We start from the raw sequence: 19,105 nt of genomic DNA on the forward strand, positions 1-19,105 counted from the left end.
GTTGGAACACGCACACGGCTCTTGGCACGATCTGTGCGGTCGAGTTGCTGATAGACACAACACTGAATTGGTAACGATGACCCAAGCCTCCCTGAATCTCCAGACACAACAGAACCAGACCATGAGTCCGCGCTTGCAGCAAGCGGTGCGTCTGCTGCAGTTGTCGTCGCAGGATTACGAGCAGGAGTTGCATGCAATGGCCGCGAAAAATCCCTTCCTGGTCATAGAGGATCGGCGTACACCGAGCACGCCAGCGACCGATGTCACCGTCGTTGCACCGGTTCCCGCGCCAACGGTTTCCGATGTGCAAACCCCGGCCGCACAGCCGGGCAACAGTGACGCGCACCCGGCCGCGCTGGAGACCATGGTTGCCGATGTTGAGTTGCGACCTTACTTGCGTAGCCAGGCCAACGTGCTGCCGCTGTCGGAGCGTGACCACGTGCTGGTTTGCACCGTCATCGAGTCGCTGGACGACGATGGATACCTCCGCGTGGGCCTGGACGAGCTGGCCACGTTGGCAGACCTGAATCCGCCAGCGGATGCCAGCGAGATGAGCATGGCCTTGAAGCTGGTGCAGTCCTTTGAGCCGCTGGGTGTTGGGGCCCGTACGGTGGCGGAGTGCCTGCTGTTGCAGATGCAAGATCTGGACAGCGCACTAGCGCAACTGGTGCGCCATATTGCCGAAGACCACTTGGACTTCGTTGCGCGGCACGATGTGCGCGGGCTGGCGCGCCAGTTAGAGCTGCCCGCTGCCGAGGTGGAGGCCGCCTGCGATGCGCTGCGCCGCCTGGACCCCCGACCAGGGTGGCGTTTCGGCAGAGCCGACGTGCAGTTTTTGAAGCCCGACGTAATAGCCACCAAGGTCAACGGGGTGTGGACAGTGCAGTTGAATCCGGCCGTTGTGCCGCCGCTGAAGCTCAACCAGATGTACGCAGATATGTTCCAGCAACACCGCGAGAACAAGAAGCATGCTGAACTCGGTGCAGAACTGCAGGAGGCCCGGTGGGCGGTGCGCAACGTCCACCAGCGTTTCTCAACCATTCTGGCAATGGCCCAAGCCATTGCGCAGCGCCAACAGCAGTTTTTGGAACACGGCCCCCTGGCAATGAAACCCATGGCCTTGCGTGACATCGCAGACCAGATCGGGGTTCACGAATCGACGGTATGCCGCGTCAGCCAGAACAAATACATGGCAGTGTCGGGACGATTGATCGAGCTCAGACAGTTCTTCTCACGCTCCATGCCGATGGCAGACAACAAGGTGTACTCATCCACACAAATCCGCGCCCTGGTACAAGAGCTGGTGGCGGAGGAAGACCCCTCGCGTCCTCTGTCGGATGTCGAGATTGCCAAGCGGCTCGCACGACAAGGCTTGACGATCGCGCGCCGGACCGTGACCAAATACCGTCAACTGTTGAACATACCGGCGGTAGAGCAAAGGCGCCTGGCACACGCCCATGCTGAACCGCTCACGTCACACCATACAACGCCCTAGCGGGATGCGCTGGGTTTGGGCATGCTGGTCGCATGCTGCAGGTGCTTCTCCAAGGTGGGCAGCGTCTCTTGTGCAAATGCCTTGACGTCCGAGTCCTGACCACTCTGCGCCTGCTTGCGGAATTTCTCCACGGTGGCGCGGTGCGCCTTGACGCCGTATTCGTCCATATAGTGCTGGTCAAACTTGGCACCGCTTTCATCGGCCAGTGCCAACAGGTTTTTCTTGTCAGCTGCGCCAGGCTCTGTAGGCAGAGTGATCCCCTTGGCCCGCGCCAGTTGCTCCAGCTTGGTGTTGGCCTGGGTGTGGTCAGCCACCATTTGCCGGGCGAAATCCTTCACAGCTGGGTCAGAGCCTTTAGACATCGCGATTTGGGAAGCCTCTACTCCGCATTGCCTGACTGGGCGACATCCCGCACGAAGGCCAGATCGGCTGCAGGGACAGACGGCGTTTGAGCCATAGCCATACAGGGTACAGCCAAGCCAATGGCGACCAACAAACGCAAATTTTTCACGGGTAATTTCTTTCGAAGCATAGTGTTCCTTTCAAAGCATGATAGGCAAAGGCCGTAGCCTTCGTCTAAATGCACGGCAATGCGTGTGCCTGCAATGAAATAGGGAAGCTTTGCTGTAAACCTTACCGGTGCTTAAACCGAGCATTCGTCCCTGTGCCCGGCTGCCGAGAGGCCTGGGGAGACGTTGGAATACTCTTTGAGCCGGTTGTAAAGCGTCTTCAGGCTGACACCCAGCGCGACTGCCGTGCGTTCCTTGTGGCAGCCCAGGTGTTCCAACGTGGTGAGCGTTGCAACGCGTTCGATCTGCGCCAGTGGCGTACCCACTTCGAAGGTCATCGTTGGCGCTCCAGCATTTTCCAGCGGAGGCAAGTCCGTGACCGGAAGACACGGGTCAGTGATGGTGGCGCCATCACCGGCCATCACATACGCACGGTGAACGATGTTGCGCAGTTCCCGCACGTTGCCGGGCCAGCGGTAGCGAGCCAGTTGCGCCAACGCGGCGGGGGAGAAATGCTTGGTCTGCGACTCGCGTTTGCCAATGTCATCCAGGAAATGTTTCGCAATCAGTGGTATGTCTTCGGGCCGCTCCGAGAGCGCCGGCATGTGGATGGGGAAAACGTTGAGACGGTACAGCAAGTCCTCACGCAGATGGCCCTCGGCCACGGCCTGCATCGGGTCTCTGTTGGACGCAGCTGCGATGCGCACATCCGTCTTCAGCACTTGTGTCGAGCCCACGCGGCTGAAGGTACCGGTCTCCAATACGCGCAGCAGCTTGACCTGCAGGTTCAAAGGCATCTCGGTGATCTCGTCCAGGAACAGCGTACCGCCGTCCGCGCGCTCAAAAAAGCCTTGGTGTTGGCGGTCAGCACCCGTAAAACTGCCCTTCTCGTGGCCAAACATCTCGCTCTCAATCAGCTGGGGCGATATCGCGCCGCAGTTAACAGCCACAAACGGCCCAGAGCGCTTGCGACTCAGGTCGTGCACCATGCGGGTCACGACTTCTTTACCACTACCGCTTTGACCGGTCACAAACACCGTGACCGATGTACCGGCTACACGCAATATTTGCTCATGGATGTGCAGCATCAGCTCCGAGCGGCCCCACAGCGGGCCAAAGTGGCCCTCCTTGGCTAAAGTTTCGCGCAGTTGCAGCGCCTCTGATGGAGGAGTGGGCTTCTTCAAGCCTGTGAGCACACCGCGGAAAAGTTTCGCGTTGATGGGCTTGCTGACATAGTTGGCAACATCGGCGTGCGAGACCTGCTTGGACTCCGCTATGGATTCGCCGGAACCCGTCAGAACGATGCGGGAGCGGGATGTCGCCCGGATCTCGTCCAGCAGATCCAGCCCATTTCCGTCGGGCAAGACCGGATCCATGAATACGATGTCCGGTGGCTGCAGTGCCATATGCCGCCGCGCTGCGCGCTGAGAGCTGGCCGTCGCAACCGAAAAGCCCTCCGCGGCGATCAAATTCGCCATTTCCTCGGCCGAATTCTGTTGGTCGTCAATGATCAGGGCATGGGTCACGGTCACCCCTCCTTGCAATCTTGTTATGGAGATTCATTATCAGAGGTGCGACCGTTACAGCCCGTCAGACTTCAACGCATTTTCAGGTAGGCGTGCTCCTACAAAATTGACTGGTGCGAGCGGGTGATCAGCATTCCACGATGTTGACCGCCAGCCCGCCGCGCGCTGTTTCCTTGTATTTGGTCTTCATGTCTGCGCCGGTTTCGCGCATGGTCTTGATGACCTTGTCCAGGCTTACAAAGTGCGACCCATCGCCGCGCAGCGCCATGCGGGCGGCGTTGATGGCCTTGACCGAGGCGATGGCGTTGCGCTCTATGCAGGGGATTTGCACGAGGCCTCCTACCGGGTCGCAGGTCAGGCCCAGGTGGTGTTCCATGCCGATCTCGGCGGCGTTTTCCACCTGCTCAGGCGTGCCACCCATCACCGCGCACAGCGCGGCGGCTGCCATGGAGCAGGCTACGCCGACCTCGCCCTGGCAGCCGACCTCGGCCCCGGAAATGGAAGCGTTTTCCTTGTACAGGATGCCGATGGCAGCTGCCGTCAGCAAGAAGTCGATGACGCCGGCGTCGTTGGCACCGGGCACAAAGCGTGTGTAGTAGTGCAGCACGGCGGGGATGATGCCGGCCGCGCCATTGGTTGGAGCCGTCACTACGCGGCCGCCGGCGGCGTTTTCTTCGTTGACGGCCAGTGCGTAGAGGTTGACCCAGTCCAGCACCTGTAGCGGATCGCGCAGTGCGGCTTCAGGGTTCTCGCTGAGTGCGCGGAACAAGGGTGCGGCACGACGTTTGACCTTGAAACCGCCGGGTAGCACGCCGTCCGTGCGGCAGCCGCGTTTAACGCAGTCCTGCATGACCTGCCAGATGCGCAGCAGGCCAGCGTCGATGTCGGTATCGCTGCGCCAGTGCTGCTCGTTGCGGCGCATGATTTGCGCAATGCTCAAGGAGTGTTGCTGCGCCAGCACCAGCAGCGCATCGCCGCTGGTGAAGGGCAGGGGCAGTACGGTGGCATCGGGTGCAATGACCTTTTGCCGGCTGCCATCGGCGGCCACTTCATCACTGACGATAAAGCCACCGCCCACCGAGTAGTAGACACGATTGACCAGCTCGTTGCCCGCTGCGTCTAGCGCCACAAACCGCATGCCGTTGGCGTGGAAGGGCAACGGTGCACGCATGAAGAGCAGGTCTTCCTTCTCGTTGAAAGCGATGCTGTGCACGCCACCCAGGCTCAGGCGCCTGTTGCCGCGAATTTCCGTGAGCAGTGCCGGGATCTGGTCCACATCCACGGTATCGGGTTCATGTCCGCACAGACCCAGCAGCACTGCCACATCGCTGGCGTGGCCTTTTCCGGTCGCGCCCAGCGACCCATGCAGCCAACAGCGCACGGTGACCGTCTGCGTCAATAGATCGGCATGCTGCAGCCGCGCCACAAACTGCCGCGCCGCGCGCATGGGCCCCACGGTGTGGGAGCTGCTAGGCCCCATGCCGATCTTGAACAGGTCAAATACGGATACTGCCATGTCATGCCTCCTGACGTAGGGGTGTTTCGGTGTTCATTGTTTTCCCCAGTTCCAGTAGTGTGTAGGATTTGAAGGCCTGTGCAAAGTGCGCCTGCACATGCCCCACCAATTGGTGCGCGGTAATGGCCGACAAGGTCCAGCCCAAGTGGCCGTGGCCGGTGTTGTAGAACACATTGGCCTGGCGGCCTGGGCCCACGCGCGGCAGCATGTTTGGCATCATCGGCCGCAGACCGGCCCAGGGTTCGACGCGGCGTGTGTTGACGCCCGGGAAGCATTGGTTGACCCAGTCCACCAGCGGGCGGATGCGTTCGGCGCGGATGTCGCGGTTGATGCCGTTGAATTCCGCCGTTCCGGCCACGCGGAAGCGGTCTTGCCCCAGTCGACTGGTCACCAGCTTGGTTTCATCGTCCAGCAGGCTGACCGTGGGCGCGGCCTGTTGGCTGGCCGCGTCTTCCAAATCCACGGTGATGGAGTAGCCTTTGACCGGGTAGATGTTGAGGCGGTCGCCCAGTTGTGCGGCCAGTGCACGGCCCTGCACACCCGCGCAGACCACGACGGCATCGCACACCAGGGTCTCGTCCCCGTGGGCACTGTGCATGTGAACCAAGGCGGTCTTGCCGTTGCTTGAAGTGCGCTGCACCGATGTTCCGTACAGCGTGCGTACACCCAACCGCGCGCAGGCCTGCGCCAGGCCGTGGGTGTACTTGTGGATGTCGCCGGTGGAATCGCTTTCGGTAAAGTAACCGCCGTAGTAGTTGCCCTGCAGCGTGGGCTCGATGGCGCGCATCTCATCCGGTGTGACCGCGCGGCGCTCCAGGCCGCCTGCGGCCAGCAGCTTGGACACTTCACCGGCGTGCTCAAAGCCCGCCTTGTTGCGGTAGATGTGCAGGATGCCTTTGCGCTCGTGGTTGAAATCAATGCCTTCGGCCTCGGCCCAACTGAACAGGTGCTGGCGCGCCGCAATGGCCAGGCGTGTGGTGGCAATGGTGTTGTCGCGGTACTTCGGGATTGCGGCCACAAACTCGGCCATCCAGCTGATCTTGTGCCAAGTCGGCGTAGGGTTCATCAAGAGCGGCGCGTCCTTGGTGAACATCCACTTCAGGCCCTTGACGATGGTGCTGGGGTGGGTCCAGACCTCGGCATTCGATGCTGACAGTTGGCCGCCGTTGGCGTATGACGTTTCCATACCGGCATAGCGGTTTTTCTCGATCAAAGTGACGCGGTAGCCCGCCTTTGCCAGCGTGTAGGCACTGGTGACGCCAGTGATGCCGCCGCCAATGATGGCGATGTGTTTTTGCAGATGGTTTTGCATGGTGAGCACTCTTCTTTCAGAAGCTGTCGGAAACAAAGTAGTCGCCGGCCGCACACCGTGTGTAGCCGACGACCCCCTCTGTTTGCGACCTGAGAGATTCACGTGCCGCCTTGTGGGCTGCACGCTTGCTCCTGCGGTGTGCCGGGTGACAAATTCCCGACAGCTCTTCAGAGTGCTGATGACCGCAGCGGTCCTTTTGCCTGAGAGTTTCCGGGGTGGTTGCTCCTTCGGCGCTTCGGCTTCGTTTGATAAAAGCCTCGGGCTCTCCCGCTGCGGTGCCAGATCGAGTCTGGCAAGGACGGCTGCATGCAATGCGGCGCCGTCCTTTAACTACTATTTAGCTCGCGTACTCGGTGATGGGAACGCAACTGCAGAACAGGTTGCGGTCGCCGTAGACGTTATCCACCCGGCCTACGGGCGGCCAGTACTTCACTGCCTTGAGCGTTGCCAAGGGGAATGCACCCACCTCGCGGCTGTAGGGGCGGTCCCACTCGCTGCCCAGCAAGCTGGCCGCGGTGTGCGGGGCGTGTTTCAGCGGGTTGTTGTCCTGGGGCCATTCACCCTTCTCGATCCGGGTGATCTCGCCACGGATGGCGATCATGGCGTGGATGAAGCGGTCGATCTCGGCCAAGGTTTCACTTTCGGTGGGCTCCACCATCAGCGTGTTAGGCACGGGGAAGGAGAGGGTGGGCGCGTGGAAACCATAGTCCATCAGGCGCTTGGCCACGTCCTCGGCCATCACGCCGCTGGTGTCCTTCAGATTGCGCAGGTCCAAAATGCACTCGTGGGCCACATGGCCGTTAGCGGATGCGTACAGCGTGGGGTAGTGGTCTTTGAGGCGGGTGCTGATGTAGTTGGCCGCCAGAATAGCCGCCTCAGTTGCATGCTGCAGGCCTGCGGCTCCCATCATGCGGCAGTACATCCAGCTGATTGGCAGCACGGCCGCATTGCCCAGAGGCGCTGCGCTGACAGCGCCGGTGCCAGGCATGCCGCCAGTCGCATGGCCGGGAAGGAAAGGTACAAGGTCTTCAACGACGCAGACAGGGCCTACACCTGGGCCGCCGCCGCCGTGGGGGATGCAGAAGGTCTTGTGCAGGTTCAGGTGGCTGACATCGCCACCGAATTCGCCCGGTGCGGCCACGCCGACCAGCGCGTTCATGTTGGCGCCGTCCACATAAACACGACCACCGTGCTGGTGCACCAGTGCGCACAGCTCTTTGACCGATGTTTCGAACACGCCGTGTGTGCTGGGGTAGGTGATCATCACGCAGGCCAGGTTGGCGCTGTGCTGTTCACACTTGGCGCGCAGGTCGGCCAGGTCCACGTTGCCCATGTCATCGCACTTGGTGACAACCACCGTCATGCCCACCATCTGCGCGCTGGCCGGGTTGGTGCCGTGGGCGCTGCTGGGGATCAGGCAGATGTTGCGGTGGCCCTGGCCCTTGCTCTCGTGGAAGGCCTTGATGACCAGCAGGCCGGCATATTCGCCTTGGCTACCGGCATTGGGCTGCAGGCTGATACCGGCATAACCAGTGGCAGCGCACAGCCAGCCGCGCAGCTGGGCGTCCAGCTCGGTGTAGCCCTGGCGCTGGTCAGCGGGGCAGAAGGGGTGGATGTTCGCAAACTCCGGCCAGGTGATGGGGATCATCTCGCTGGTAGCGTTGAGCTTCATCGTGCAGCTGCCCAGTGGGATCATACTGCGGTCCAGCGCCAAGTCCTTGTCGCTCAGCATGCGGATGTAGCGCAGCATGCCGGTCTCACTATGGTGGGTGTTGAAGACCGGGTGGGTCATGAATGTGCTGGTGCGGCGCAGCGCGGCGGGGATCAAAGACTCGGCCGATGCCTCCAACGCTTCCACCGTGGGCAGCGCCTGGCCAGGCTTAGCGAAGAGGGACCAGATCAACGCAATGTCTTCGCGCGTGGTGGTCTCGTCCAGCGAGATGCACAGGTAGTGCTCAAAGTAAGTTCGCAGGTTAGCCCCCGCGGATACTGCACGTGCCGCTATTGAATCGGTAGCGCCGTCGGTCTTCAACGTGACTGTGTCAAAGGTCGCTTGCGCGCGGGCCGGTGCACCCAACTGCTCAAGGCCCTTGGCCAATATGGCGGTGAACCTGGCTACGCGCTGTGCAATGCGGGTCAGGCCTTCGGGCCCGTGGTACACGGCGTACATGCTGGCCACCACGGCCGGCAGCACCTGCGCGGTGCAGATGTTGGAGGTAGCCTTTTCGCGGCGGATGTGCTGTTCGCGCGTTTGCAGCGCCAACCGGTAGGTGGGGTTGCCGTGTACGTCGATGCTGACGCCGACCAGGCGACCGGGCAGGGAGCGTTTGTATTCGTCACGGCAGGCCATGTAGGCGGCGTGTGGGCCGCCGTTGCACAGCGGCATGCCAAAGCGCTGGGTGGTGCCGACCACAATGTCAGAATTCCACTCGCCGGGGGGTGTCAGCAGCGTCAGCGCCAGCAGGTCGGCGGCGACGATGAAGGCGGCCTGTTTGCCGTGTACCAGCGCCACGTCGGCACGCAAGTCGTCAATGCGGCCGCTGGTGGCGGGGTATTGGGCCAACACGGCGAAGTAGTCGCCGGCCAGAGCGGCTTCCCACTCGGGCGCGGAGTTGGCTAACTTCACGGAGATACCCAGCGGAGCGGCGCGGGTTTGGATGACTTCAATGGTCTGGGGGTGGCAGTCGCCAGCCACGACAAACACATTGCTCTTGCTCTTCACCGAGCGTTTGGCCAGCGTCATGGCCTCGGCCGCCGCGGTAGCCTCGTCCAGCATGGACGCGTTGGCAATCGGCATGCCGGTCAGGTCGCAGACCATGGTCTGGAAGTTGACCAGCGCTTCCATGCGGCCCTGCGAAATCTCGGCTTGGTAGGGCGTGTAGGCGGTGTACCAGGCGGGGTTTTCGAGGATGTTGCGCAGGATGACGCCCGGCGTGTGGTTGGGGTAGTAACCCTGGCCGATAAAGCTCTTGAACACCTTGTTCTTGTCCGCCAGAACCTTGATCTCGGCCAGCGCGGCGGCTTCGGTAATGGCTGCAGGGATGGCCATCGCCGTGCTGCGCGCAATGGAGCGCGGCACGATGCTGTCGATCAGCTCACGGCGCGAGCTCTCGCCAATGGTCTTGAGCATCAGCGCTTCGTCGGCGGCATCGATACCAATGTGGCGTGCGACGAATTCGCTTGCGTTTTCGAGGTCTTTGAGGGTGGGGGTCGAGGACATGGGCTTGGGCTTACAGGCTTGTTGGTTATGGGGTGAGAGGGCAATTCCCCGCCGGGCCGCTCCAAGGGAAATTAACCCCTGGTGCGCAGCGACCCCTTCGGTAGTGGGGCAGCGACCCGCGTAGCGGCGCAGCGTGGGGGCTATGCCGCTGCGGCGAAACTGGTGTAGCTGGTCTCGTCCATCAGGGCGTCAAGTTCAGCAGGCGCAGACAGCTTGACCTTGAAGAACCAGCCGGCACCCATAGGGTCGGTATTGGCCAACGCCGGGTCAGTACGCAGGGCTTCATTTACTTCGGTAATCTCACCGGTCACCGGCATATACACGTCAGCCGCGGCCTTGACGGACTCAACGACGCCTGCAATGTCCTTGGCGGCAAAGGACTTGCCGACTTCGGGCAGGTCCACAAACACCACGTCGCCCAGCGCGTCTTGCGCATGGTGCGTGATGCCGACGGTGGCGACGCCGCCTTCAACGTTCAGCCATTCGTGGTCGGGGGTGTACTTGATGGACATGGAAGACTCCTGAGAAAAGTTTGAGTGGGATAAAAGTAAAAAGAACCAAAAATTCCAAGCTGCCAACGCAGACTGTAGCCGCCTGGACGCCGGCTCTCAGCCCCGGTAGTAGTTGGTGGGCACGAACGGCATGGCACTCACAACCATCGGCACCGGCTTGCCACGCACGACGGCAACGACTTGGGTGCCCAGCGCGCTGAACGCTGCATCAACGTAGCCCATGGCCACGGGCTTGTCGATGGTGGGGCCCAGCAGACCACTGGTAACTTCACCGATGCGATTGCCATTGCCGTCTTGCAACTCCGTGTGGTCGCGTACCGGTATACGCTCCTGGGCAATCAGTCCTACACGTTTCTTTGAGCCATTTTGACCGCCAGCCCCCGCCGGTTGCGCGAGAGCCGCTAGTATTTTTGTAGCACCGGGGAAGCCACCTTCGCGCGCACCACCGCTGCGGCGCACCTTTTGTATGGCCCAGTTGAGGTTGGCTTCTACGGGGTGGGTGGTTTCGTCGATGTCGTTGCCGTACAGGCACAAACCCGCTTCCAGTCGCAGCGAGTTGCGGGCACCCAAGCCAATCGGCTTGACCTCGGGTTGGGCCAGCAGGGCGCGGGCCAGGGCTTCTGCCTGATCCTTGTGCACCGAGATTTCAAAACCGTCTTCACCGGTGTAACCGCTGCGGGTCAGGAAAACGTCGATCTTTTGTGTGCCCGTGTCGACGGTGAAATTGCCACCGGTCATGAACACCAGCTTTTCGACGCCAGGTGCCAGCCGGGACAGCGCCGCGACAGCCTGCGGGCCTTGCAGTGCCAGCAACGCATGGTCGGGCATCGTGATGACTTCACAACGGTGGCCAATGCGGAACTGTATATGGGCGATGTCGCCGACTTTGCAGGCGCCATTCACAATCACGAAAATTTCACCATTGCCCTTGTTGAAGAACATCAGGTCATCAATGATGCCGCCTTCGTCATTGAGCAGCAGGCCGTAGCGCTGTTTGCCTACCGGCAGGTCGATGACATCCACCGGGATCAGTGTCTCAAACGCCGCTGCAGCGTCAGCGCCCACCAGGCGCAGCTGGCCCATATGCGACACGTCAAACAGGCCGGCAGCTTTGCGGGTGTGGTGGTGTTCGGCCATCAGGCCTGCGGGGTATTGCACCGGCATCGAGTAGCCGGCAAAAGGCACCATGCGGGCACCCAGTTCGATGTGCAAGGCGTTGAGCGGCGTGGTCAACAGCGGCGTTGTCGGGGATTCTGTGGGAGCGGACAAGGGCAGTCTCCAGACGGCAGGGGGCAATGGACTATCCACGGCAATAACGGTTCAGTCAATGCCATGGCCTGGTTTGCCCCCGCTGTCCGCTTTACCTGAGAGATTCGCCGGGCCTGCCGCACAAAAACTGTGCGCAAACTGCGGTTTGCTCCTTCGGTGGGCGGCATCGTGGTGCCGCCTCTCTCCAGTGGGGATCGTCTTGCCCTATCGCTAGGGCAAGGCGTTTGTCAGTCCTTTTGCCTGAGCGTTCAGACCGCTGCAATCAGCGGTCCTGCGCCTTCGGCGGTTTTCTGTGCAGAAAACTCTCTCCTGACCGGCAGGATTCTAAACCACCAATCAATTTGAATCATTGGTTACCACCTGGTTTCCGCGGATTAAACTCGGCCCATGACAAGCCCACAGGCCCAGCGCCCGTTCTGAGGAAAACCTCTGCCGATGATTGATCCACTGTCAAAAGCCGTGCTGCAGCAGGAACGCGTGTCCCTGCCCGTGCTGGTGATGGTGGGGGCTATCCATATTGCCCTGCTGTGGATGATGTTCCAAGCGGCCGCGCCCACGCTGCAAGCTACACGCACCGTGGTCTACCAGTTGCTGAACCCCATCACCCAGTTGAAGGAGCGCCCGCCCACCCCGGCCGTGAAGGCGCCGCGCGAGGTGCGTGACGTAAAAGTGCCGGCGCCCACGACGAATGCGATACAGATCGACAAGGTGACGAAGCGTCCGGCCGAAAAGCCGCCCCAGAAGATGGCGGATGTGGTCCCTGTGACCAAGCCGGTGCAGATTGCGCTGGAACCCATACCTGTACCGCCGCCCACGGTGGTGCCCCCCCCGCCGACCCCGGCGCCAGAGCCCACACCGGTTCCTGTGCCGGTGCCAGTACCCGTCGTGGAGCCGGCTCCAGCCCCTACACCCACGCCTGTACCGGCGCCTGCACCGCCCCCACCGGTGCAGGCGCCAGCACCTGCCCCGGTGCCGGTACCGACGCCGACGCCGACGCCGACGCCGACGCCGACGCCGACGCCTGCTCCGGCACCCATCCCTGCACCGGTTCCAGCGCCCACACCAGCCCCGGCCCCAGCGCCCGCCCCCGCGCCGACACCCGCCCCGGTGCCTACTCCGGCCCCGGCCCCCACGCCGAGTCCTGCGCCAACACCGGCTCCGGTTCCTGCTCCAGCCCCGGCGCCAGCGCCAGCGCCCACCGCCGCTCCGGCACGGGCTCTTGCCATCACTCCGGTCGAAAAGCCGGCTGCACCGTCGGGCCCGGCCGCGGCTGCACCGGCAGGTGGAGCGCCGGCTGGGGGTGCCCCCAACACTGCGGGCGGGCCTAGCGGCTCGGGCGTCATTTACCCGGACTACATGAAGATGAAGCCGCGCCAGAAGAGTTTCGCCGAGCTGGCCAACGAGCAACTGAACCCTGGCGGGCGGCGCGACAAGTTTGTGGATGCGATGGACGGTGCCGAAAAGCCGGACTGCCTCGCCGCCAACCAGGCGGGGGGCTTGTTTGCCGCCCCCCTGATTGCTTACAAAGCCGCAACGGGCAAATGCAAATGAACACACATTTCACAGGAAAACTGGCAATGAATCCAAAATCCTCCTCCGACGTTTTCGCTACACGTTCTGCGCGGCCCGTCCGGGCAGTAGTCGGCAGCATCGCGCTGGCCGTCGTCTGCCTGGTAGCAACGCCGGCGCTGACGCAAGCGCCCGCGGCGGCTCCTGCGGCCACCGCACCGGCACCGGTGGGCAATGTGCCAGCCGCATCCGATAACGCGGCGCTGGCCATGTCACCAGCTTTGGTAAATGCTGGTGCCAACAGCGGGGCCAATCCCTACGGTCTGCGCGTGGCCTGGGGGCAGGGCGACATTGTTGCCCGCACGACGCTGGTCATCCTGGCGTTCATGTCCCTGCTCAGCTGGTATGTGATCGTCTCCAAATGGCTAGAGCAGCGCCGCCAGGCGGCTCAGGCGCTGTCCGCACGCACAGCTTTTTCCAATGCAGACTCCCTGCAAAAAGGTGCCACCGCGTTGGGCAAGGAAAGCCCGTTCCGCTTTTTGGTGGATTCGGCGATGGACGCGCTGCGCAAGTACGAGGCGCTGGCCGGCCAGGTCGAGGTGGGTGCCTGGTTGAGCCAGGACATTGTGCGCAATGTGGGCACCTTGCAGATGCGCATGCAGTCTGGCCTTTCCATACTGGCTACGGTGGGCTCTACTGCGCCATTTGTTGGCCTGTTCGGCACGGTCTGGGGCATTTACAACGCGCTGATCACGATTGGTTCTACCGGTCAGGCGTCCATCGACAAGGTGGCCGGCCCAGTGGGTGAGGCATTGATCATGACGGCGCTGGGCCTGGCGGTGGCCGTGCCGGCCGTGCTGGGCTACAACTGGCTGGTGCGGCGCAACCGCATCGCGCTGCACAGCGTCAAGGGCTTTGGCTCGGACCTGCACACGCTGTTCCTGATAGAGATTGAGAAAAGCCGGCGCGGCGGCGGCAAATCGGCGGCCTGAACACCATGGCTATCAGTTTCGAAACGGCTGGCGACGGTCTGAACGGCCCGGACAGCGACGACGAAATGCTGTTCGAGATCAACACCACGCCCCTGGTGGACGTGATGCTGGTCTTGCTGATCATCTTCTTGATCACGATCCCGGTCGTCAATGCCGCCGTGGCCGTCAAGCTGCCGCGCGAGAGCAACCAGCTGCGCCAGCTGTTTCCCGAAACCGTCATCGTGTCGGTGGACGCTGCCGGCACCAGTTACTGGTTCGACGTCAAATTGGCCACACCCGATCTGCTGCGCCAGCGCCTGGCCAAGATTGCCGCGCAAACCCCGCAGCCCGAGGTCCACATCCGGGCCGATGCGCGGTCCGATTTTGCAGCTGTAGCCAAGGTCGTGCTGGCCTGCCAGACGGCGGGCATTGCGCGAATCGGTTTTTTGACCGAACCGCCTTCTTCACCGTGAGCGCTGCATAGCCATGGCCATTGATTTCCACAGTGACGAAGCGGGTGAGGACGAAGACCACGCCGAGCCCAGCATGAACACCACGCCGCTGATCGACGTGCTGCTGGTTTTGCTGGTGATGCTGATCATCACCATCCCCATCCAGTTGCATTCGGTGAATATGGATTTGCCCGCTGGCCTGCCGCCGCCGGACGCGCCCGAGCCGGTGGTGGTGCGCCTGGAGGTGTCCAGCAGCAACCAGGTGCTGTGGAATGGGGAGCCGGTCACCGACCGCACGGCGCTGGACGCGCGCTTTATGCAGGCGGCCCAACAGCCGGTGCAGCCCGAGGTCCACGTGCATGCCGACCCGCGAACCAAGTACGACACCGTGGCCGCTGTGCTGACCGCCGCTCAGCGCCAGGGCTTGCTGAAAATCGGTGTTGTGGGGCTGGACGCTTACGCTAAATAGGAGCCCCCACGCTCCACCACCAAGCCAGAAAAAACTAGGGCGACTGTGGCCCCTGCTGCGGTGCCTGCGTGACGTAGTGCAGCACCAGCTTGTCGTGCTGTGACAGATTCTTGAACGCTAGTCCGATGTAGTAGGCTGGGTCATTGGCGCCGCGGTTGTTGTGGCAGATGCTGGCTGACAGGTTCAATTGCACCGGGGCGTTGTCAAAAGTCACGGTAATACCTACGGTGACCAGTTCTCCCACCGTGGCCAGCGCCGAGCTGGTCTTGATCATCGCGCCCTGCAGGCTGATGTCCACCAGGCTGGCCTCTTGCGGGCCGGCGTCGGCACTGCCGTTTTTGGGCGGAACGTGTACGGTGGTGGGCCAGGATGTCTTGGTACGCATGCTCTGGCGCACCAGCGTTGCATCAACTTGGGCTGGGTAGGCCAAAAGTGCGTAGACAAAAGGTTTTTGAAAGGTCTGCAGCACCTTGCTCAAGAACGAAAACTCGTACTGGCCGGTAAAGCCGCGCACTACGCAGACTTCGCCTTCGTCCAGCTCCGTCTTCGCGCCATCCGGGCCTAGCGGTCCGACCATGACCCCCTTGCCCTCGATCGCACCGTAAAACTGCGCCTCTTTCTTGCTGGCACCTTCCACCAGTCGGCGGGTCTGCAGCGCCATGCCCGTGCGCAGGCCCAAGGCCTTCAGGGGTAAGCGGCTCACATTGGGGCTGGTGGCGGCGGAGTCATCATGGCTCATGGATACGCTTTCGAGTGCTTTATTGGGCTTTCGCGGCTGGGCTTGTGGCTAAGATAGTACACCGACCGCTCGTCGGTTTTGGGCTGTGACCGACTCTAGGAGATCCGAATGAATTACCAGCGCACCCTGGGCCTGCTTGCCGTGCCGGCACCTCTGCTGTCGTTGCTGGTAGCGTGCGCAGACATCAATGACACGGGCCTGGCTGCGCTGGCCACCCGTGTGCAGGCCTATGCCGTAGTCAACGAACAATTGGTGCAGGGCGAGATGACGCTGTACCCCAACCATACGGGCACCGTAGCCCTGCGGGCCGGCGACTCGTTGCAGCAAAGCGCCAGCCAGGCGTCCGAATTTTCTGCCCCCAGCCCACCCACTAAGCCTGCTGCCGAGCGTCCCGCCCTGAACAGCTGCGTAGGGCGTTTTCGCTACACCGCCACCGCGTACGGCGCCATCGACCTGCGCTGCAATGAAGGCTCGACTGCTGACTTGCGCATGGCCCTGATCGGTGAGACCCGTGGCTACGGCTATGGCCAGACCGCTACCGGCCAGGTCAGCCTGACCTTTGGCATGGCGCCCACCGAAGCACGGGCCCACTTGACCGTGCCACACGGCAAGCAGTTGCAGGAGCTCAACAGTTCCTCCGGCCTGGAGATGAAATGAAACCCAGTGCCGCGGCAATGGTGGGCTAACTGCGAGCAGCCATGGAAGATGTAGATTGCGTCGTCGTCGGCGCCGGGGTGGTAGGCCTGGCAGCAGCGCGTGCGCTGGCGCTGGCCGGCCGCGAAGTGCTGGTGCTGGAGGCCTGCAACGCGATCGGCACCCAGACCAGCTCGCGCAACAGCGAGGTCATCCACGCTGGCATGTATTACGCCACCGGATCGTTGAAGGCCGAGTTGTGCGTGCGCGGTAAGGCCTTGCTGTACGCCTACTGTGCAGAGCGCGGCGTCAGCCACAGCCGCTGCGGCAAACTGATTGTCGCCACTGCGCCAGACCAGCTTGCCAAGCTGCAGGCCATCCAGGACCGCGCCACGGCCAACGGCGTGCATGATCTGCAGTTGCTGAACGCCGCCCAGGCGCAGGCGATGGAGCCGGCACTGCAATGCCTGGCGGCCCTGCATTCGTCTTCCACCGGCATTGTGGACAGCCACGGCCTGATGCTGTCGCTGTTGGGCGATATCGAGAGTCTGGGCGGAATCCTTGCGCTCAATTCGCCGCTAGCCCTCGCCCAATTTGCGCAAGCAGCTATCGAATTGGTAGCAGTGGATGGCACCCGGTTGTCGGCCAGGTCGGTGGTCAATGCCGCCGGGCTGCAGGCGCCAGCGCTAGCCAAGCGCTTTGCAGGGTTGGATGCACGCCACGTTCCAGAGGCCTACTTCGCCAAGGGCAATTACTTCACGCTGGTTGGGCGCTCGCCGTTCTCCCGACTGATCTACCCCGTGCCCGAGGCTGGCGGACTGGGTGTGCACCTGACGCTGGACCTGGGCGCCCAAGCCCGATTTGGCCCCGATGTGCAATGGGTGGACACCCCGGACGACACGGTGGTCGATCCGGCGCGCGGTGATGCCTTTTATGCTGAGGTTCGCAAATACTGGCCAGACCTGCCCGACGGCGGACTGCTTCCGGCCTACGCCGGCATACGCCCCAAGATCAACGGCCCGCTGGAGGCTGCGCGCGACTTTTGCATACAGGGCCCCAAAGACCACGGTGTGCCCGGGCTGGTCAACTTGTTTGGCATCGAGTCGCCGGGATTGACCAGTTGCCTGGCGATCGCCGAGCGGGTGGTGGCCTTACTTGCGGATGGCCTTGATGGCTAGTGCAGCGTCGCGCACCAGTTGCGGCCCCCGGTAGATCAGACCCGTGTAGATCTGCACCACGTCCGCGCCGGCCTGGATCTTGGTCACGGCGTCTGCGGCGCTCATGATGCCGCCCACACCGATGATGGGGAATTGTGGCCCCAGCGCCGCGCGCAGCTGGCCAATGACCCGGTTGCTGGCCTCGAAGACCGGCGCGCCGGATAGTCCACCCGCTTCCTCGGCATGGGGCAGCCCCTTGACTGCGTCGCGGCCTAGCGTGGTGTTGGTGGCGATCACGCCGTCCATGCCATGGCGCACGAGGGTCGCTGCAATCACGCCGACCTGGGCTTCGTCCAGATCGGGCGCAATTTTCACAAAAATCGGGATGCGTTTGCCGTGTTTTTGGGTCAGTTCCGTTCGGCGCGTTGCAATGGCGCCCAGCAAACCGTCCAGCGCCTCATCGCTCTGCAGAGCACGCAGGTTCTTGGTGTTGGGGCTGGATATATTGACCGTCACGTAGTCGGCGTGGGCGTAGACTCCGTTCAGGCACACCAAGTAGTCGTCGGTCGCGTTTTTAATGGGTGTGGCCGCGTTCTTGCCGATGTTCAGGCCCAGCAGCAGGCTGGGGTTCTTCTGGCGGCGCAGCGCCGAACGCTGCACGTTGGCCACAAAGGCGTCCAGCCCCTCGTTGTTGAAACCCAGGCGATTGATCAGCGCATTGGCCTTGGGCAGACGGAACATGCGGGGTTTGGGATTACCGGGCTGGGCCTTGGGCGTGACCGTGCCCACTTCCACGAAACCAAAGCCCATGGCGCCCAGGCCGTCAATGCAGCGTGCATTCTTGTCCAGCCCGGCGGCCATGCCCACGCGGTTGGGGAAGCGCAGGCCGGCTAGCTCTACAGGGTCATCGACCCGGGCCGCGCAATAGGCCAGCTGCAATGGCGTGCCCTGCGTACGGGCGAGGCCAGCCATGGTGATTTCGTGGGCGGTCTCGGCATCCAGGTTGAAGAGGGCGGCACGGGCCAGGCCGTAGGGGACAAGAGACATTGGATAATTCCTGTAGCAAGTATTTTTTGTAACTTCCCCAATTTTCGCTCATGACCCCATCCAACCCTTCCGCCGCCGAATCCACCCCACTGACCCAGGACCAGCTTAAAACCCTGGTGGGCCAGGCGGCCCTGCAATACGTGGTGCCTGGCGAGATCGTCGGTGTGGGAACCGGCTCCACGGTCAACAAGTTCATCGACGCACTGGCCACGATGAAGGACCAGATCAAGGGGGCAGTGTCCAGCTCAGTCGCCAGCACGGAGCGCCTGCTGGCGCTGGGCATCCCAGTGTTTGACTCGAACGACGTGCCGCGCCTGTCGGTCTATATCGATGGCGCGGACGAGATTGACGGCCAGGGCCACATGGTCAAGGGTGGCGGTGCGGCGCTGACACGCGAGAAGATCGTGGCAGCCCAGTCCGATCGCTTTGTGTGTATTGCCGACGAATCCAAGCTGGTGCAGACGCTGGGCGTTTTTCCACTGCCGGTGGAAGTGATCCCTATGGCCACACAGCGGATCATTGCCCAGTTTGCGGCCAAGGGTGGCGCGGCCAAAGTACGTCTGAAGGACGGCCAACCGCTGGTGACCGACAATGGCCAGGTCATTGTGGATGTGACCGGTTTGCAGATCACCGACCCGGTGGCGTTTGAGGCTGAGGTCAGCCAATGGCCGGGCGTCGTGACCGTGGGCGTTTTCGCGTTTCAGCGCGCCCAGGTTTGTTTGCTGGGCACGGCCGGCGGAGTCAGGACGCTGACGTTTTGAACTGAAAC

The 19,105-nt window shown here is 62.4% G+C and carries 18 protein-coding genes and 3 riboswitches; of the genes, 8 read left to right on the forward strand and 10 right to left on the reverse strand.

Going from position 1 to position 19,105, the window contains the following annotated elements:
• The first annotated feature begins 76 nt into the window (after positions 1 to 76).
• A complete protein-coding gene (gene rpoN, locus AC097P_RS14305) occupies positions 77 to 1,495 on the forward strand; it encodes an RNA polymerase factor sigma-54 (RefSeq protein ID WP_479611103.1) in 1,419 nt (472 codons plus the stop codon).
• On the opposite strand, the gene AC097P_RS14310 is transcribed toward rpoN, so the two are convergent.
• From AC097P_RS14310 to gcvT, 8 genes are all read right to left on the reverse strand, one after another.
• Entirely contained in the window at positions 1,492 to 1,857 is a 366-nt protein-coding gene (locus tag AC097P_RS14310) for a DUF4142 domain-containing protein (protein WP_479611104.1), read from the reverse strand. The genes rpoN and AC097P_RS14310 overlap by 4 nt on opposite strands.
• A gap of 17 nt (positions 1,858 to 1,874) precedes the next feature.
• On the reverse strand, positions 1,875 to 2,006 hold the full coding sequence (locus AC097P_RS14315) for a hypothetical protein (RefSeq protein ID WP_479611105.1): 132 nt from the start codon (positions 2,004 to 2,006) through the stop codon (positions 1,875 to 1,877).
• Positions 2,007 to 2,138: 132 nt separating this feature from the next.
• Positions 2,139 to 3,530, reverse strand: coding sequence for a sigma-54-dependent transcriptional regulator (locus tag AC097P_RS14320; protein ID WP_479611106.1), 1,392 nt, complete (start codon positions 3,528 to 3,530; stop codon positions 2,139 to 2,141).
• Between the two features lie 127 nt (positions 3,531 to 3,657).
• On the reverse strand, positions 3,658 to 5,046 hold the full coding sequence (locus tag AC097P_RS14325; protein WP_479611107.1) for an L-serine ammonia-lyase: 1,389 nt from the start codon (positions 5,044 to 5,046) through the stop codon (positions 3,658 to 3,660).
• Between the two features lies 1 nt (position 5,047).
• Complete coding sequence (locus tag AC097P_RS14330; protein ID WP_479611108.1) at positions 5,048 to 6,358, reverse strand: D-amino acid dehydrogenase; 1,311 nt, start codon at positions 6,356 to 6,358, stop codon at positions 5,048 to 5,050.
• 178 nt (positions 6,359 to 6,536) lie between these two features.
• A riboswitch (glycine riboswitch) is annotated at positions 6,537 to 6,638 on the reverse strand.
• Between the two features lie 57 nt (positions 6,639 to 6,695).
• Complete coding sequence (gene gcvP, locus AC097P_RS14335; RefSeq protein ID WP_479611109.1) at positions 6,696 to 9,578, reverse strand: aminomethyl-transferring glycine dehydrogenase; 2,883 nt, start codon at positions 9,576 to 9,578, stop codon at positions 6,696 to 6,698.
• A 140-nt stretch (positions 9,579 to 9,718) separates the two neighbouring features.
• The gene (gene gcvH / locus AC097P_RS14340; RefSeq protein WP_479611110.1) at positions 9,719 to 10,090 is read right to left on the reverse strand and encodes a glycine cleavage system protein GcvH; all 372 of its coding nucleotides are present in this window, start codon (positions 10,088 to 10,090) and stop codon (positions 9,719 to 9,721) included.
• A gap of 96 nt (positions 10,091 to 10,186) precedes the next feature.
• Entirely contained in the window at positions 10,187 to 11,359 is a 1,173-nt protein-coding gene (gene gcvT, locus AC097P_RS14345) for a glycine cleavage system aminomethyltransferase GcvT (protein ID WP_479611111.1), read from the reverse strand.
• Positions 11,360 to 11,431: 72 nt separating this feature from the next.
• A riboswitch (glycine riboswitch) is annotated at positions 11,432 to 11,557 on the reverse strand.
• Between the two features lie 20 nt (positions 11,558 to 11,577).
• A riboswitch (glycine riboswitch) is annotated at positions 11,578 to 11,681 on the reverse strand.
• A gap of 113 nt (positions 11,682 to 11,794) precedes the next feature.
• On the opposite strand from gcvT, the gene AC097P_RS14350 reads away from it, so the two are divergent.
• The 4 genes from AC097P_RS14350 to AC097P_RS14365 are packed head-to-tail and all read left to right on the forward strand — an operon-like array spanning position 11,795 to position 14,760.
• Complete coding sequence (locus AC097P_RS14350) at positions 11,795 to 12,910, forward strand: hypothetical protein (protein WP_479611112.1); 1,116 nt, start codon at positions 11,795 to 11,797, stop codon at positions 12,908 to 12,910.
• 26 nt (positions 12,911 to 12,936) lie between these two features.
• On the forward strand, positions 12,937 to 13,860 hold the full coding sequence (locus AC097P_RS14355) for a MotA/TolQ/ExbB proton channel family protein (protein ID WP_479611113.1): 924 nt from the start codon (positions 12,937 to 12,939) through the stop codon (positions 13,858 to 13,860).
• A gap of 5 nt (positions 13,861 to 13,865) precedes the next feature.
• The gene (locus AC097P_RS14360) at positions 13,866 to 14,312 is read left to right on the forward strand and encodes an ExbD/TolR family protein (RefSeq protein WP_479611114.1); all 447 of its coding nucleotides are present in this window, start codon (positions 13,866 to 13,868) and stop codon (positions 14,310 to 14,312) included.
• Between the two features lie 13 nt (positions 14,313 to 14,325).
• A complete protein-coding gene (locus AC097P_RS14365; RefSeq protein ID WP_479611115.1) occupies positions 14,326 to 14,760 on the forward strand; it encodes an ExbD/TolR family protein in 435 nt (144 codons plus the stop codon).
• A 34-nt stretch (positions 14,761 to 14,794) separates the two neighbouring features.
• Here the strand turns inward: AC097P_RS14365 and AC097P_RS14370 are convergent, their stop codons facing one another.
• Entirely contained in the window at positions 14,795 to 15,499 is a 705-nt protein-coding gene (locus AC097P_RS14370; protein WP_479611116.1) for a PilZ domain-containing protein, read from the reverse strand.
• 108 nt (positions 15,500 to 15,607) lie between these two features.
• Between AC097P_RS14370 and AC097P_RS14375 the strand changes: the two genes are divergently transcribed.
• Together AC097P_RS14375 and AC097P_RS14380 are read left to right on the forward strand one after the other, a co-directional pair.
• Positions 15,608 to 16,156, forward strand: coding sequence for a hypothetical protein (locus tag AC097P_RS14375; protein WP_479611117.1), 549 nt, complete (start codon positions 15,608 to 15,610; stop codon positions 16,154 to 16,156).
• A gap of 41 nt (positions 16,157 to 16,197) precedes the next feature.
• Positions 16,198 to 17,310: an NAD(P)/FAD-dependent oxidoreductase gene (locus tag AC097P_RS14380; protein ID WP_479611118.1), complete on the forward strand. Its 1,113-nt coding sequence runs from the start codon at positions 16,198 to 16,200 to the stop codon at positions 17,308 to 17,310.
• Here the strand turns inward: AC097P_RS14380 and AC097P_RS14385 are convergent.
• Positions 17,284 to 18,336 (reverse strand): quinone-dependent dihydroorotate dehydrogenase, encoded by a 1,053-nt coding sequence (locus AC097P_RS14385; RefSeq protein ID WP_479611119.1) that lies wholly within the window; start codon positions 18,334 to 18,336, stop codon positions 17,284 to 17,286. The two genes, AC097P_RS14380 and AC097P_RS14385, sit on opposite strands and share 27 nt — an antisense overlap.
• A 50-nt stretch (positions 18,337 to 18,386) precedes the next feature.
• Between AC097P_RS14385 and rpiA the strand changes: the two genes are divergently transcribed.
• Positions 18,387 to 19,097, forward strand: a complete 711-nt coding sequence (gene rpiA / locus AC097P_RS14390) for a ribose-5-phosphate isomerase RpiA (protein ID WP_479611120.1) — start codon at positions 18,387 to 18,389, stop codon at positions 19,095 to 19,097.
• Positions 19,098 to 19,105: the final 8 nt, after the last annotated feature.

Source organism: Rhodoferax sp. ZS1R8 (genome assembly GCF_056521325.1).